This window comes from Pseudomonas sp. FIP_A4 (assembly GCF_036701605.1).
GTDB classification, from domain to species: Bacteria; Pseudomonadota; Gammaproteobacteria; order Pseudomonadales; family Pseudomonadaceae; genus Stutzerimonas; species Stutzerimonas phenolilytica.
Genome location: NZ_JAYDXP010000092.1, coordinates 1 through 15,818, shown reverse-complemented (window position 1 = coordinate 15,818; position 15,818 = coordinate 1). Strand labels below are relative to the sequence as shown.

Below are 15,818 nucleotides of genomic sequence, written 5' to 3'. Positions count from 1 at the left end.
CGGCGTCAGCCCGGATTCACTTGGCGAGGAAGCGCATGCCGTCTTCCAGCCCGCTCAGGGTCAGCGGATACATACGGTCTTCCACCAATTCGCGGATGATGCTGGTGGACGCGGTATAGCCCCAGGTGTCCTTCGGGTAAGGGTTGATCCAGATGAGCTTCCGGTACTTCTCCATGAAGCGCTGCATCCACACGTAACCGGCTTCCTCGTTCCAGTGCTCGACGCTGCCGCCGGGCTGGGTGACCTCGTAGGGCGCCATCGCGGCGTCGCCGACGAACACCACCTTGTAGTCCGGGCCGTACTTGTGCAGCAGGTCGAGGGTGGAGGTGCGCTCCGAGGTGCGGCGGAAGTTGTTCTTCCACACCGACTCGTAGATGAAGTTGTGGAAGTAGAAGAACTCCAGGTTCTTGAACTCGGTGCGGCAGGCCGAGAACAGCTCCTCGCAGACCTTGACGTGGGCGTCCATCGAGCCGCCGATATCCATCAGCAACAGAAGCTTGACGGCATTGCGTCGCTCCGGACGCATCTGGATGTTGAGCAGGCCGGCGTCGCGCGCGGTGTGATCGATGGTGCCGTCGATGTCCAGTTCTTCCGCCGCGCCCTGGCGGGCGAACTTGCGCAGGCGGCGCAGGGCGATCTTGATGTTGCGTGTGCCCAGCTCGACCTGGTCGTCGAGGTTCTTGTACTCGCGCTGGTCCCATACCTTGACTGCCTTGCCCTGGCGCTTGCCGGCATCGCCGATGCGGATGCCTTCGGGGTTGTAGCCACCCGAGCCGAACGGGCTGGTGCCGCCGGTGCCGATCCACTTGTTGCCGCCGGCGTGCTTTTCCTTCTGCTCCTCCAGGCGCTTCTTGAACTCCTCGATCAGTTTGTCCAGCCCGCCGAGCGACTGGATCTGCGCGCGCTCCTCGTCGGTCAGGCTGCGCTCGAATTCCTTGCGCAGCCATTCCTCGGGGATTAGCGCTTCCAGATGCCGGTCGAGGCTCTGCAGGCCGTTGAAGTAGGCGCCGAAGGCCCGGTCGAACTTGTCGAAGTGGCGCTCGTCCTTGACCATCACGGTGCGCGCCAGGAAGTAGAACTCGTCCATGTCGGCGAACACCACGCGGTGTTTGAGGGCGTCGATCAGGTCGAGTAGTTCACGCACCGAGACGGGAACCTTGGCGGCACGCATTTCGTTGAACAGGCCAAGCAGCATGGCAGAACCTCAGGCGCGCACTTGGCGGTGCGCGATGGCGATGGGGTTAAAGATCACGGTCGTGCTGGGGCAGGCCGTCGCGAATCTCGTACCAGTCGGCCTTGGAACCGACGAAGATGTGCGATTGCGCAGGTACCGGCAGCGGCGAATCGAGCGTGCCGGCAGCGACGCCGACCTCGTGCTCGCGGTTGTCGACGAACAGCAGGTTGGCGCCGCAGCGGATGCAGAACGTACGCGTGACATGCTCGGAGGAGTGGTAGACGCCGAGCTGATCCTTGCCGGACATGAAGTGGAAGGCCTCCAGCGGCACGCTCGCGTAGGTGGCGAAGGCGGCGCCGTGGGCCTTGCGGCACATCTTGCAGTGGCAGTGGGTCAGCGCGTCGATGGGGGCGTCGATGCGATAGCGCACGACGCCACACAGGCAACTACCGGTATGCGTTTGCATGGTTTCTTCCTCCAGTGAGTGCGCGGCCGGCTCCACCGGAAACCGGCGTCGATCAGCGGCTGTTGGCGCGTCGGCTCATGAAGGCTAGACGCTCGAGCAGCATCACGTCCTGCTCGTTCTTGACCAGCGCGCCGGCCAGCGGCGGAATGGCTCGCGTCGGATCGCGCTCGCGCAGCACGGCTTCGCCGATGTTGTCGGCCATCAGCAGCTTCAGCCAGTCGACCAGCTCGGAGGTCGAGGGTTTCTTCTTCAGCCCCGGCACCTTGCGCACATCGAAGAACACGTCCAGCGCCTCGCTGACCAGCGACTGCTTGATGTTCGGGTAGTGCACGTCGACGATCCGCTGCAGCGTCTCGCGATCCGGAAAGGCGATGTAGTGGAAGAAGCAGCGACGCAGGAAGGCGTCCGGCAGCTCCTTCTCGTTGTTCGAGGTAATGATGATGATCGGCCGCTGGGTGGCCTTGATGGTTTCGTTGGTCTCGTAAACGTAGAACTCCATCTTGTCGAGTTCCTGCAACAGGTCGTTGGGGAACTCGATGTCGGCCTTGTCGATCTCGTCGATCAGCAGGATGACCCGCTCCTCGCTCTCGAAGGCCTCCCACAGCTTGCCCTTCTTGATGTAGTTCTTCACGTCGTGGACCTTGTCCACGCCCAGCTGCGAGTCGCGCAGGCGGCTCACCGCATCGTATTCGTAGAGGCCCTGGTGCGCCTTGGTGGTGGATTTGATGTGCCAGGTGATGAGCTTGGCACCGAAGGATTCGGCCAGCTGCTCGGCAAGCATGGTCTTGCCGGTGCCGGGCTCGCCCTTGACCAGCAGCGGACGCTGCAGGGTGATGGCGGCGTTGACGGCGAGCTTGAGGTCGTCGGTGGCGACGTACGACTGGGTACCTTCGAATTTCATCGCGGATTCCTTGGGCCGGCCTGGCACGCAGGCGCTTGGTGTGGAATGAAAGAGCCCGACTATAAGTGATGGGCCGTCGCCTGTGAACGCGAGGGGATTATTCAGTCACTGAATGATCGTTGCTGCGGATTTCGGCCAGATTCAGCGATCGTGGTTTGAGGAACGCTCGAAGCGGGCGGTGAACGCTTCGACGAAGGCGTTGCGCAGTATGGCAATGAACGCCTGGAATGGGCTGACGTCCGCATCGCGCGTGCTGCCGGACAGCTCGATACGCGTGGCGAACTGGTCCTCGCGCTGGTTCTGCAACGCTTCCTGGCCGCCGCCGACCACCGCTTCCCAGAGTCCGCGCAGCAGGCTCTTGTCTTCGTTTTCCACGTCCTGTTCGAGATCGAACACATCGACATTGCGGAACAGCGGCTTGATGTAGCCGTTCAGCCGGCCGTCGGTGGCTTGCACCTCGACGACCAGGTCGCCGCTGCCGCCGGCGAAATCGAACTTGCCGTAAGCGCGGCTGAAGTCGTTCAGCTGTTTGAGCGCGATATCGGTGGCGCGCAGGTTCAGCTCGAAATCCTCCCACTCGGTGAACGGGTCGAAACGTGCCGTGGCTTCTATGGGCGAGCGGTTGAACAGCCTGCCGGTGCCTTCGAACGTCGCCACCCGACGGCCTTGCGCGTCGGTGGTATTGGTCAGGTTGTAGAGCGTGGCGTTGATGCCGCTGGCATAGACGTGTACCGGCGGTTCGGCGGTGAAGTTGCGAAACGACAGCTGGCCCTCGATCACGCGGATTTCGTTCAACGTGATCGGCAGCAGGGCGTCCAGCTGGTCGCGCCAGTCGACGCCTTCGCCGGTCTGCGACTCGCCTTTGTCGCCACCGTCGACGAAGTTCAGTGTCGGCCGCTCGAATTCCACCTCGCCGACCACCGCATGCTCGTGCCACAGCGCGCGCCAGCTGATGGCGATATCGATGCCGGGCGCGGTGAACAGCGGTGCCTGCACCTGCTTGTCCTTCTTCTCGATCAGCAGCCCCTCGATGCGGTAGGCACCACGCCACCAGGCCAGGTCGACATCTTCCACCTGGCCGCGGTACTCGCCCATGTCGGCCAGGTTCTGGTTGAGGTAGTGGCGCACCAGCGGCGGCAGCGCCAGGTGCAGCAGCACCAGCAGCGTGGCGAGGACGAGCAGTAGCCACAGTGGCAAATAGCGTCGTTTCATGGCGATCCGGTAGCGCGGTCTGTTCAAGATGGACCGCCGGCCCGCGCGGCGAGTTCGGCTGGACGACGCGCAGGAGTGCGCATAGGCTTTCTGGCCTTGGTTTTCTTTCGCGCAGGGACAGACTGATGAGCCGCATCTACGCCGACAACGCACGCTCCATCGGCAACACGCCGCTGGTAATGATCAACCGCCTGGGTCCCAAGGGCGTGAGCATCCTGGCCAAGATCGAAGGCCGCAACCCCGGCTATTCGGTCAAGTGCCGCATCGGCGCTGGAATGATCTGGGACGCCGAGGAGACTGGCCGTCTCAAGCCGGGCATGACCATCGTCGAGCCGACCTCCGGCAACACCGGCATCGGCCTGGCCTTCGTCGCCGCCGCGCGCGGCTACAAGCTGATGCTGACCATGCCGGCATCCATGAGCCTGGAGCGGCGCAAGGTGCTCAAGGCGCTCGGCGCCGAGCTGGTGCTGACCGAGCCGGCGCTCGGTATGAAGGGCGCGATCGACAAGGCGACCGAGATTGCCGCGTCCGATCCCGAACGCTACTTCCTGCCGCAACAGTTCGAGAACCCGTCGAACCCGGGCATTCATGAGCGCACCACCGGTCCGGAAATCTGGAACGACACCGACGGCGGCGTCGATGTGCTGGTCGCCGGCGTGGGCACCGGCGGCACCATCACCGGCGTTTCACGCTACATCAAGAACACCAAGGGCAAGCAGATCGTCAGCGTGGCGGTCGAGCCGACCAGCTCGCCGGTGATTACCCAGGCCATGGCGGGTGAGGAGATCAAGCCGAGTCCGCACAAGATCCAGGGCATCGGCGCCGGTTTCGTGCCGAAGAACCTCGACCTGTCGCTGATCGACCGCGTCGAGCTGGTGGATGACGAGGAGGCCAAGAATATGGCCCTGCGTTTGATGCGCGAGGAAGGCATTCTCTGTGGCATTTCCTGCGGCGCGGCGATGGCGGCTGCCGTGCGTCTGGCCGAGCGCCCGGAAATGCAGGGCAAGAACATCGTGGTGATCCTGCCGGACTCGGGCGAGCGCTACCTGTCGACCATGCTGTTCGCCGACCTGTTCAGCGAGCAGGAGCTGGTGCAGTAACCCCTCCCCACGGCGGGCTTGGGACGCATGTGCCTGCGTCCACTGGCTCGCCCGGCGGCGTTCATGTCCGTCCATCCGTGGCGGGCACCGGTTGCGCCGGCGCCTGCTTCAGGACCAGCCACAACGCCAGCGCTATCAGCGCGCCACCATAGACGTAGGCCCAGGACAGCGGCTCGCCGAGCAGCAAAGCGCCCCAGAACACACCGAACGGCGGAATGATGAAGGTGACGGTCAGGGTCTTGACCGGGCCGATATCGGCGAGCAGGCGGAAGTACAGGATGTACGCAAACGCCGTGCAGACCACGCCGAGGCCGATCAGGCTCAGCCATACGGAACCGCCGCCCCAGCTTGCCGGCGGCGCCTGCAGGAGCGATACACCGAACAGCGGAAGCAGGCAGAGCGTGGCACCGGCCTGACTGCCGAACGCCACCAGCTCGCTACCGAGGCCGCCGTGATGGTTGATCCAGCGCCGCGTCAGAAAGCCACCGAGCCCGTAGCAGGCGGTCGCGCCGAGGCAGGCGAGGGCGCCGATCAAAAGATCGGCATCGAATGACACCGGCCCGGTGCGCGTCAGCACCATCACGCCGGCCAATCCGCAGAGCACCCCGACGACCTTGGCCAGCGTCAGCTCCTCGGCGAAGAACAGCGCGCCGATGAGCACGCCCATCAGCGGCGTCGTCGCATTGAAGATCGCCGAATAGCCGGCCGGCAGCAGCTGGGCGGCGAGCGCGTACAACGCGAAGGGAACGCCGGAATTGATCACGCCGAGCAATAGGCACAGGCCGAGCTTGCCGCGAAAATCCCAGCGAGTGCACCACGCCAGCAGGATCACCAGCAGCCCGAGGGTGGCCAGCACAACGCGGAAGAAGGCGGTGGGAAAGGTCCCGAGCACCGGGGCGATCACCCGCATGAACAGAAAGCTGGCACCCCAGATGGCGGCCAGGCTGATGAGGCGGAACAGGTCGATGGCTCGCATGTGGCGCTCCTGTTGCGGAGCGGCAAGTGTTGTCGGTGCCCGCGCAGCCGGCAAGCCGGAAGCGACTTTCAAAGCCAGTGCCTGACGGTCGGCCGACTTTCCTTGCGCGGGGGCACTGGCTAAGCTCGCCATTCCTTCCTTGCCGCAGAGACTCCCATGGAGCAGCAACCGGCTACCGAAATCGCCCGGCAGATACTGCTGGGCTTCGATGACTACCGCGAGCAGTTCCGCCTGATTACCGAGGGCGCGCGGGCGCGCTTCGAGCAGGCGCAGTGGCAGGAGGCGCAACAGGCCTCGGCGGCACGGATCGCGCTCTACGAGCAGAAGGTCAGCGAAACCCACCGCCGCCTGCTGGCGCGTTTCCCCAAGGAGCCGCTGCTGCAGGTCGAGTACTGGCCGCAGATCAAGAGCGCCTACATCGAGCAGATCAATCCGCGCTTCGACGATGAGCTGTCCGAAACCTGGTACAACTCGATCTTCTGTCGGCTGTTCAGCCACGATTGCGTCAGCGACGGCACCATGTTCATCCATACCACCCGCCCGTCGGCTCAGGCCCGCCAGCGGATGGCGCAGACGCGCAAATATTTGCCCAAGGGCGATCTGACCGGCGCGCTGGAGCAGATACTCGACGACTTCGCCTTCGCCGTGCCCTATGCCGACCGAGCGGGCGATCTGGCGCGGCTGCAGGGGCAGCTCTGCGATTCGCTGCCGGACTGGGTGTGCAAGGACCCCGAGCTAACCATCGAGCTGTTCGCTTCGGTGCTCTACCGCAACAAGGGCGCCTACCTGATCGGCCGCATCTTTACGCGTGACGAGCAATGGCCGCTGGCGATCCCGCTGCTGCACCGCGAGGGCAAAGGCATCGTCGCCGATGCGCTGATCACCGACGAGGCGGAAGTGTCGATCATCTTCTCCTTCACGCGCTCGTACTTCATGGTCGAGGTGCCGATTCCGCTGGAGTTCATCGGCTTCCTCAAACGCATCCTGCCCGGCAAGCACATCGCCGAGCTGTACACCTCGATCGGCTTCTACAAGCAGGGCAAGTCGGAGTTCTACCGCGCGCTGATCAACCACCTGGCCGGTACTGACGACCGATTCATCATGGCGCCCGGCGTGCGCGGAATGGTGATGAGCGTGTTCACCCTGCCGGGCTTCAACACAGTGTTCAAGGTCATCAAGGACCGCTTCTCGCCGATCAAGAGCGTCGACCGCGCCACCGTGATCGAGAAGTACCGCTTGGTGAAGAACGTCGACCGGGTAGGGCGCATGGCCGATACCCAGGAGTTTGCCGATTTCCGATTTTCCGTTTCCAAGTTCGACCCCGATTGCCTGGCCGAACTGCTGGAGGTTGCGCCGTCGACCGTGCAGGTACAGGGCGACACGGTACTGGTGCGCCACTGCTGGACCGAACGACGCATGACGCCGCTGAATCTCTACCTGGAAAACGCCAGCGAACAGCAGTGCATCGAGGTACTGGAGGACTACGGATTGGCGATCAAGCAGCTGGCGGCGGCGAATATCTTTCCCGGCGACATGCTGCTGAAGAACTTCGGCGTCACCCGCCACGGCCGCGTGGTGTTCTACGACTACGACGAAATCTGCTTTCTCACCGAGGTGAACTTCCGACACATCCCGCCACCACGCTACCCGGAGGACGAGATGGCCTCCGAGCCCTGGTACTCGGTCGGTCCCAACGACGTGTTTCCCGAAGAGTTTCCGCGCTTTCTCTTCACCGATCCGGCGTTGCGTCGGCTGTTCGCGCGGTTGCATGGCAACCTGTACGACGCCGATTACTGGAAGGGGCTGCAGGAGGCCATTCGCGCCGGCAAGGTGATCGACGTGTTCCCGTATCGTCGCAAGGGTGAGCGCTACTGAGGCGCGTGCCGGCGAGCGATCTTTGAACGCCTGCGCACGGGCGGCGGTCGCAACTAGCAGGAGGCGCGGATCATGCGTGGCCGAGGAGCACCGCGTGCGTTACGAGGCGGGCAATCGGCCCCGAGTTGGATTACGCTGTTGATGAAGCCGGCATGGCTCCGATGTGGCCCGTTATCAAGCAGGAGGGTTCGACCATGAAAGCAAGGCTCAGAGAAATGTGCTGGAAGCTGGCTGTTACGCTCGGGCTGGTCGAGCTGCCGCGCATGCAGCCCATCCCCATCCGCGCGGAACGCGACCCCGCCGCACGACGGCGCCGGTAAGCCGATAGCGCAATCGTCAGCCCTGCCGTTGCGGTTGCGCCGGTCCGCCTCGTTCGGTGGCACGCTGGTAAGCCGGGCGTTGGCGGATGCGCTGGAGAAAATCCATCAGACGTGGACGGCTTGCGTCCAGGCCGGCGCGGGCCTGCGCCGCCTCTAGCGGAAAACTCATCTGAATGTCGGCGGCGCTGAACGCATCGCCGGCAAACCACTTCGATTGTTCCAGCGCCGCTTCCATGTGATCCAGATGCGTTTTCAGCTGCGGCCCGATGAAGGCCGATTGCGCGCCTTTGGCGATGGCGCGCGCCACCGGCCGCACGAAGAACGGTAGCGGCCCCTCGGCGATCCGGTCGAAGACCAGCTTGAGCAGCAGCGGTGGCATCGCCGAGCCTTCGGCATAGTGCATCCAGTAGCGAAAGCGCAGGTGCTCGGCGCTGCCGCTGGGTGGCATCAGGCGGCCATTGCCGTAGCGCTCCAGCAGGTATTCGAGGATCGCCGCCGATTCGGCGAGCGTCAGCTCACCGTCCGTCACCACCGGCGATTTGCCGAGCGGATGAACGGCCTTCAGCTCCGGCGGAGCGAGCATGGTCTTCGGGTCGCGCGCGTAGCGTTCGACTTCGTAGAGCAGTTCCAGCTCTTCCAGTAGCCACAGAACGCGGTGCGAGCGGGAATGCTCCAGATGATGGACGGTGATCATGGCGTTTCCTCGTGACGGCCCGCGGCAAGCATAGACGGCCTGCGCCGATCGGCTCGCTATGGCAGACTGCGCCGCCGAGGTGAAGCCATGTCCCGACCCCGCTGCCCGCGCTGCCAGCGCCCCCTGATGCAGTGCCTGTGTGCGCTGATTCCGTCGCTCGAGAGCCGAACGCAAGTGCTGATCCTGCAGCACTCGAGCGAGGCCGGGCACGCGCTCAATACCGCGCGGCTGGCGGCGCTCGGCCTGTGTAATGCGCAGTTGCTCGTCGGCGAATACTTCGAAGAGCCGTGCGGCGATGGCCGTCCCACCTATCTGCTGTTTCCCGGCGAGGATGCGCTTGAGCTGGACAGCCTGGCCGGCCGCACGGAGCCGGTGCGCCTCGTCGTGCCGGACGGCACCTGGCGCAAGGCGCGCAAGTTGCTGCATGTGAATCCCTGGCTGGCGGCCCTGCCGCGAGTGGCGCTGCCGCCTGGACAGCCGTCGCGCTATCGCCTGCGCAAGGCGCCGGCGGCCGATGCGCTGTCGACCATCGAGGCGGTGACCTGTGCGCTGAACGGCCTGGAGGGCACGACGCGTTTCGAGGCGCTGCTGCGACCGTTCGAGGCGTTGATCGAAGGGCAGATAGCGGCGATGGGGGAGGAGGTCTATCGCCGCAATCACGAGCGCTGACAGCCTTGTGAGCACCGTTAGTGCATAGGCTGCCTCGCCCTTTCAACAACCGGTTAGCGCTCGCGTAGTGCCTCGTAACGGGCCTTGAGCACCGGCTTGAGCATGTAGTCGAGCACGCTCTTCTGCCCGGTGATGATGTCCACCGTGGCGACCATGCCGGGGATGATGACCAGCGGACGCTCGGGCGAACCCAGGAAGTTCTTCTCGGTGCGCACCTGGATCAGGTAGAAGCTGCGGCCTTCGCGGTCGGTGATGGTGTCGGCGCTGATCAGCTCCAGGTTCGCCTTCAGGCCGCCGTAGATGGTGTAGTCATAGGCGCTGAATTTCACCATCGCGCGCTGGCCCGGATGCAGGAAGGCGATGTCCTGCGGGCGTACGCGCGCTTCGATCAGCAGGTTGTCTTCCAGCGGCACGATCTCCAGCAAGTTGCTGCCCGGTTGCACCACGCCGCCGATGGTATTTACGTTCAGCTGCTTGATCACGCCGTGCACCGGCGAGACGACGGAGGTGCGGCTGACGCGATCCTGAATCGCCACGCTGGTGGCGGTGATCTTCTGCAGGTGCGTGCGGGTCTCGTTCAGTTCCTTGAAGGCGTCGGCGCGAAAGGCCAGTTCGGACTGCTCGATGCGGCTCTGGATTTCCTTCGCCGCCGCTTCGGCGCGCGGCAGGGCGAGGGTGGTTGCATCCAGCGCGCCGCGCACGTCCACCATGCTGCGGCGCAGGCGCAGGATCTCCACTTCCGATACCGCACCGGCCGAAACCAGCGGGCTGGACATGTTCAGTTCCTGCTGGATCAGTCCGAGACTGGCGCGGTATTGCTGCTGCTTGGAGCGGAACTCCGCGACTTCCTGCTGCTTCTGTGCCAGTTGCTCGCGCAGGATGCTCTGCTCGCTCTGCAGGCGCTGCTGGCGTGACTGATAGAGCGCCATCTGATCCTCGGCCAGCTGCGGCTGGGCGCGCGTGATCGCCTCCGAGAGCACCAGCGGCGTGCCTTCGGCCTCCGCGGTGAGCCGCTCGACGTGGGCTTGCAGGGCGAGGCGCTCGACTTCCGACTCCTCCTGATTGGAAAGAAAACGGGTGTCGTCCAGGCGCAGCAGCATGTCGCCCTTGTTCACCACCTGGCCCTCACGCACGAAGATTTCCGCGACGATGCCGCCTTCCAGGTTCTGGATCGTCTGCACCTTGCTCGACGGAATGGCCTTGCCTTCGCCAGTGGTGACTTCGTCGAGCACGGCGAAGTGCGCCCAGGTCAGCGCGGCGGCGATCAGCAATGCCACCAGCCATACCGTCAACCGGCTGATCCACGGCGAATCCTCGAGGATCGCGCCCTGTAGTGCCGGCATGAACTCGGCGTCCTGCCGCGTTCGCGCGGCGCCGGGGAAATAGACCCAGGGAAAGAATCTCATGCCAAAACTCCCGCAGACAGGGCACGGAGATACCGCATGGCACAGACCGTCATACCGACGCCTGACCGATATGGCCTTTGCGCAGCGCCTCGATCACCGCCGCCTTGGGGCCATCGGCGACCACGCGGCCGTGGTCCAGCACGACCAGCCGCTCGACCAGGCTCAGCATGGACATGCGGTGGGTGATCAGCAGCAGCGTCTTGCCGTTCGCCCAGGCCTGCAGGTGCTGGCGCAGGGTGTCTTCGGTGCTGTTATCCAGCGCACTGGTCGGCTCGTCGAACAGCAGGATCGGCGGATCGAGCAGCAGCGCGCGTGCCATCAGCACCATCTGCCGCTGGCCGCCGGAAAGCAGCTGTCCGCGCTCGCCCACCGGGCGGTCGAAACCCAGCGGATGCTGGCGCGCCAGTTCGTGTGCGCCGGTCAGCTGAGCGACCTCGAGCATGCGTTCGTCACTGACGTAATGCGCGCCGAGCGTGAGGTTGTCGCGCAGGCTGCCGGCCAGCAGCGGCATGTCGTGGGAGACATAACCGATCTGGCTGCGCAGGTCGGCGACGTCGATCTGCCGCAGGTCCAGCCCGTCGAGCAGGATCTGCCCCTCGGTGGGCGTGTGCAGGCCCATGATCAGGCGCGCCAGGGTGCTCTTGCCCGAACCGCTGCGCCCGATGATCGCGACCCGCTCGCCGGGGGCGATGCGCAGGTTGATGCCACGCAGCGACGGCGTATCCAGGCCGGGATAGGTGAAGTTGAGCTGCTGGATATCCAGCGCGCCCTTGAGGCGGGTGCGCTCCAGCGGTCGTTGATTCTCCCTTCGCTCCTGCGGCAGGGCCATCAGCGCATCGGTGCTCTTCATGGTCAGCCGCGCCTGCTGCAGACGGGTGATCAGGCTGGCGATCTGCCCGAGCGGCGACAGCACGCGGCTGCCGAGCATGTAGCAGGCGACCAGTGCACCGACGCTGAGCTGGCCGGCGATGATCAGGTAAACGCCGCCGACGATGGTCGCCATGCCGGCGAACTGCTGCAGAAACAGCGTGCCGTTGATGGCCACGGCCGACAGCAGGCGGGCATCGCTGTCCAGCCGGGTGAGCGCGCCGTGGGTGGTTTCCCAGCGGTGCTGGCGCTCGCTTTCGGCCCCGCAGGCTTTCAGCGTTTCCAGTCCGCCGAGGGTTTCCACCAGCAGCGCCTGGCGTTCGGCTGCCAGCGTCAGGCTGCGGCGCACGGCGTCGCGCAGGCGTGTCTGGATGATGAAGGCGAACAGCGCGGTGATTGGGAAGGCGAGCAGCGGGATCACCACCAGCCAGCCGCCGATCAGGCCGATCACCAGGATGATCAGCAGGGCGAAGGGCAGGTCGATCAGGCTCGTCAGCGTGACCGCGGTGAGGAAGTCCCGCAGCCCCTGGAAGTCATGGATGCTCTGTGCGAAGCCGCCGACGGTGGCCGGCCGGGCGCTCATGTTCATGCCGGTGATGCGCTCGAACAGCGTGGCCGAGAGCACCATGTCGGTCTTCTTGCCGGCGGTATCCAGCAGATGCGCGCGCAGCACGCGCAGCAGCAGCTCGAACGATGTGCCGATGAACAGGCCGATCGCCAGTACCCAGAGCGTGGCGGTGGCCTGGTTGGGCACTACGCGGTCGTAGGTCTGCATGACGAACAGCGGCACCATCAGGCCGAGCACGTTGATCAGCAGCGACGCCAGCATCGCATCGGCATACAGCCAGCGCGACAGCTTGAGCGTATCGCGAAACCACGCGTGCACCCGCGGTAGTAGCGGGCTGCGCGCCTCTTCGAGTTCATGTCGCGGGCGGGCGAAGAACGCGTAGCCGCCGTACTCGGCCTGCAGGGCGGCGACGTCGACCCATTCCTCGCCGCCGTCGGCCTCGCACGGCAGGATCAGCGCCTTGCCGTTGTCGCCCCACTTGCTGAGCACCGCGCTGGTGCCGTCACGCAGCAGCAACAGCACCGGCAGGTTGAGCGGATTGATTGCCGTCAGCTCGCGCTTGAGCACGCGCCCCTGCAACCCCGCGCGCGCCGCGGCGCGGGGTAGCAGGGCCGCTGACAGGCGCTGCTCGGGCATCGGCAAACCAGCGCTGAGGCTGGCGCGGCTGGCGACGCAACCGTGTTGCCGACACAGGATCAGCAGGCCGTCCAGCAACGGATCGTCATGACTGAGCCGCGGATCGGCCGAAGGTGCTACCCGCTCCATCGTGGTCAAGTTGCGTACTCCAGTCGAACAATCAGCGCAGATCGGGCAGTTGCGCCTCGCTTCTCACTTCCGTGAGCGCGGTGGCTTCGGTTGGAGCCACAACGTTCTTCATCCGCAACAGATCACCCATCGCGGCGACCACGCGGTACATCGAGTACTCCTCGGTGTAGCGCACGTCGGTGTAGCGACGGTTGGCGGTGAACAGTTCGTTTTCGCTGTCCAGCAGGTCGAGCAGCGTGCGCTGCCCGAGGCCGAATTGCTGCTGGTAGGCCTGGCGGACGTTGCTGGTGTAGTCGGCGTACTCGCGAGCCTTGGGCGTTTGCAGACGGGCGTTTTCCATCGCGTTCCATGCCAGCGAGAGGTTCTCGTTCAACTGGCGCAGGGCGTTGTTGCGAATGTCCATGGCCTGGTTGATCTGGTGTGAGGTGGCACGCAGGCGGGCCTTATCGCGATTGCCGTTGAACAGGTTGTAGTTCATCACCACGGCGGCCCGCCACTTGTTGTAGTGGCCTTCCTCGCCGCTGATATTGTCGTTGGCCATCGTCGCCAGCTCGATATCGAAGCGCGGATAGAACGGCGACTTGGCGATCTCGTACTGCTTCTCCGCGGCCTGGACGTCGGCCTGTGCGGATTTCAGGTAGGGGTTGTTCTCGACCACCCGCTGCCTGGCTTCCAGCACATTGCCCGGCATCTCGCCACGCAGCGATGGCGGTGCTTCCAGCTCATCGGGGATACGGCCGACCACGCTGATGAAATTGGCTTCGGCGTCGGCGAGATTCACCTGCTCGGTGTACAGGTTGTTCTCGGCCAGCGCGCGACGGGCCTCGGACTGGTCGGAGTCGGCGCTGCTGCCGACGCCGCGCTGGCGGCGCAGGCCGATCTGATCGTTGATTCGCTGGTGGGCTTTCAGGTTGTTCTCGGCCAGCGCAACCATCTCGCGACGCTTGAGCACATCCAGATAAACCTGAACGGTGCGCAGCGCCAGGCTTTCCGTCGTTCCCAGCACCTGGTAGGCGCGCGCGTTGACAACGGCCTCGGTGCGATCGACTTCGTTCGGCGTGTTGAAACCGTCGAACAGCATCTGCCGCAGACGCAGCTCCGCGTTACGCGCATTGAGCGTTTCGGAGTGATTCCCGCCGATGCGTGTGCTCGGGCTGTCGGTGTTCTCCCGGCCATATCCCAGCAGCATGTCGACGGTCGGCAGGTAGCCACCCTTGGCCATCTTCGCCTGTTCATCAGCCGTCAGCCGGCTGTTGATGTCCGCGCGTAGTTCGGGGTGATTGGTCAGCGTGCTCTGGATGGCTTCCGTGAGGTTCATGGCCTGCGACTCGGAACAGGCCATAGCAATCAGCATCGCGCTCCAGAGGGGGGTCAGTTTACGCATTTTTCGAGCCCTACCTGTTGAGTAAAAGAAGCAGATGGTCGATTAGTTGAGGCTATCGATCGTTGTTTCGTTTTGTGATTAATTCCACATTGTTGTTTTTAGTATATGTGGAGCTAAATAAGGTTTGGTTATGAAAAATTTTCCTATAAAAAAACTTTTGATAGCGATTTGATATGCATCGTAGGCCCCGTAAACACGGGGCTGCATTGATTCATATCATTGTCTGGATTTCTTTGGGAGATAGCGTGAAAGCATGGAAACCGATGCTACGGTATTAATTGAATTCGTTTAAAACGAGGTGGTCGTCAATCTGCGTAAATGTTTCTGAAATAGTGATTATTAATTGATTGGTTCAAATTAAAAGCAGAACGCCACTATTGCGCTATTACGGTATGGCGTTCATCGCAGAGGCGATTCGGAGGGCAACATGGCCAAGTTGATCGGTACCGTCAGGCAGGTTGTGGGTGAGGCTTTCGCGGTCGGTGAGGACGGCGTACGCCGGTTGCTTATCGAGGGCGATCGTCTGTATGCCGGCGAGCGGGTGATAACCAGCGCAGGCGGGGCGGTGGATATCGACCTGGTCGGAGCGGGCGAACTCATGCTGGGGCGCGAATCCGACCTGCTGCTCGACGAGCAACTGCTGGTCGCTGCCGAGGGCGGTACCCAGGCGGCACCACCGATCACATCGGCGACCGAGCTGGCCGACGTCGAGGCTCTGCAGCGCGCCATCGCGGCCGGTGAAGACCCGACCCTGGTCGCTCCAGCCACGGCCGCGGGTCCGGCAGCTGGTGGCGCGGGTGGCGCCGGTGGTGGTAATTCCTTCGTGCTGTTGAATGAAGTCGGTGGGGCTATCGATCCCACTATCGGTTTCCCGACCCGGGGCCTGGGCGGTATCCCGGAGTTTCCCGATCTGGAAGTGGCACCGCTCGAGGAAACGCCCGAGCCGGTGGATGGCGTTCCCCTGGCTGTCGATGACCTGACGCAGATCAGCGAGGACACACCGAGCATCGCAGGCAATGTGCTGAGCAACGACCAACCGGGCAGCGATGGCGGTATCCGCGTCGTTTCGGTCGGTACCGTCGCCGGCACCTTCGGTCAGCTGGTTCTCAATGCCGACGGTACCTACAGCTATGCGCTTAACAGCAGCCTGCCGGCCGTACAGGGCCTGGACGAGGGCGAAACCCTCACCGAAACCTTCACCTACACCATGCAGGACGCCGACGGTGATCCGTCCAGCGCGACGCTGACCATCACCATCACCGGCAGCAACGACGGCCCGACCCTGAGCCTCGTCGCCACCGACAGCCTCGTCGACGAAGCCGGCCTGAGCAGCGGCTCGGCGGCGGCCGGCGAAGGCGAGTTCGCCTCCGGCAGCTTCACCCTGGCCGACACCGATGGCCTGGACGACCTGCAGAGCGTGACCATCAACGGCAAGACCGTG

Annotated in this window: 14 protein-coding genes; 5 read left to right on the top strand and 9 right to left on the bottom strand. The window is 64.1% G+C overall.

The genetic code is table 11. The features are described 5' to 3' along the window. Positions 1 to 16: 16 nt before the first annotated feature. The 4 genes from U8L64_RS00930 to U8L64_RS00915 all read right to left on the bottom strand — a co-directional run bounded on the left by U8L64_RS00930 (position 17) and on the right by U8L64_RS00915 (position 3,753). A complete protein-coding gene (locus tag U8L64_RS00930; RefSeq protein WP_273527540.1) occupies positions 17 to 1,195 on the bottom strand; it encodes a vWA domain-containing protein in 1,179 nt (392 codons plus the stop codon). Positions 1,196 to 1,241: 46 nt separating this feature from the next. Beyond that, the gene (locus U8L64_RS00925; protein ID WP_043299556.1) at positions 1,242 to 1,640 is read right to left on the bottom strand and encodes a GFA family protein; all 399 of its coding nucleotides are present in this window, start codon (positions 1,638 to 1,640) and stop codon (positions 1,242 to 1,244) included. A 52-nt stretch (positions 1,641 to 1,692) separates the two neighbouring features. Further along, positions 1,693 to 2,541, bottom strand: coding sequence for an AAA family ATPase (locus tag U8L64_RS00920; RefSeq protein WP_043299557.1), 849 nt, complete (start codon positions 2,539 to 2,541; stop codon positions 1,693 to 1,695). 141 nt (positions 2,542 to 2,682) lie between these two features. Then, positions 2,683 to 3,753, bottom strand: coding sequence for a DUF748 domain-containing protein (locus U8L64_RS00915; protein ID WP_333392829.1), 1,071 nt, complete (start codon positions 3,751 to 3,753; stop codon positions 2,683 to 2,685). Between the two features lie 125 nt (positions 3,754 to 3,878). Between U8L64_RS00915 and cysK the strand changes: the two genes are divergently transcribed. Further along, positions 3,879 to 4,853, top strand: coding sequence for a cysteine synthase A (gene cysK, locus U8L64_RS00910; RefSeq protein WP_138299603.1), 975 nt, complete (start codon positions 3,879 to 3,881; stop codon positions 4,851 to 4,853). 61 nt (positions 4,854 to 4,914) lie between these two features. Here the strand turns inward: cysK and U8L64_RS00905 are convergent, their stop codons facing one another. After that, the gene (locus U8L64_RS00905) at positions 4,915 to 5,829 is read right to left on the bottom strand and encodes a DMT family transporter (RefSeq protein WP_333392826.1); all 915 of its coding nucleotides are present in this window, start codon (positions 5,827 to 5,829) and stop codon (positions 4,915 to 4,917) included. Between the two features lie 156 nt (positions 5,830 to 5,985). Here U8L64_RS00905 and aceK point away from each other — a divergent pair, with 156 nt between their 5' ends. Continuing rightward, the gene (aceK, locus tag U8L64_RS00900; RefSeq protein WP_333392824.1) at positions 5,986 to 7,704 is read left to right on the top strand and encodes a bifunctional isocitrate dehydrogenase kinase/phosphatase; all 1,719 of its coding nucleotides are present in this window, start codon (positions 5,986 to 5,988) and stop codon (positions 7,702 to 7,704) included. Between the two features lie 194 nt (positions 7,705 to 7,898). Next, complete coding sequence (locus U8L64_RS00895; protein ID WP_333392822.1) at positions 7,899 to 8,024, top strand: PA1414 family protein; 126 nt, start codon at positions 7,899 to 7,901, stop codon at positions 8,022 to 8,024. Positions 8,025 to 8,040: 16 nt separating this feature from the next. On the opposite strand, the gene U8L64_RS00890 is transcribed toward U8L64_RS00895, so the two are convergent. Continuing rightward, complete coding sequence (locus tag U8L64_RS00890; protein ID WP_043299561.1) at positions 8,041 to 8,718, bottom strand: glutathione S-transferase; 678 nt, start codon at positions 8,716 to 8,718, stop codon at positions 8,041 to 8,043. A gap of 87 nt (positions 8,719 to 8,805) precedes the next feature. Here U8L64_RS00890 and U8L64_RS00885 point away from each other — a divergent pair, with 87 nt between their 5' ends. Further along, positions 8,806 to 9,387: a tRNA-uridine aminocarboxypropyltransferase gene (locus U8L64_RS00885; RefSeq protein ID WP_333392820.1), complete on the top strand. Its 582-nt coding sequence runs from the start codon at positions 8,806 to 8,808 to the stop codon at positions 9,385 to 9,387. 53 nt (positions 9,388 to 9,440) lie between these two features. Here the strand turns inward: U8L64_RS00885 and U8L64_RS00880 are convergent, their stop codons facing one another. From U8L64_RS00880 to U8L64_RS00870, 3 genes are read right to left on the bottom strand one after another with little or no spacing between them, the layout of a single operon-like run. After that, positions 9,441 to 10,793, bottom strand: coding sequence for an HlyD family type I secretion periplasmic adaptor subunit (locus U8L64_RS00880; protein ID WP_043299565.1), 1,353 nt, complete (start codon positions 10,791 to 10,793; stop codon positions 9,441 to 9,443). A gap of 49 nt (positions 10,794 to 10,842) precedes the next feature. After that, a complete protein-coding gene (locus U8L64_RS00875; RefSeq protein ID WP_333392866.1) occupies positions 10,843 to 12,993 on the bottom strand; it encodes a type I secretion system permease/ATPase in 2,151 nt (716 codons plus the stop codon). A 31-nt stretch (positions 12,994 to 13,024) separates the two neighbouring features. Further along, positions 13,025 to 14,377, bottom strand: coding sequence for a TolC family outer membrane protein (locus tag U8L64_RS00870; RefSeq protein WP_043299569.1), 1,353 nt, complete (start codon positions 14,375 to 14,377; stop codon positions 13,025 to 13,027). A gap of 427 nt (positions 14,378 to 14,804) precedes the next feature. On the opposite strand from U8L64_RS00870, the gene U8L64_RS00865 reads away from it, so the two are divergent. Continuing rightward, the coding region (locus tag U8L64_RS00865) for a retention module-containing protein (RefSeq protein WP_333392815.1) at positions 14,805 to 15,818 on the top strand (1,014 nt) is incomplete at its 3' end.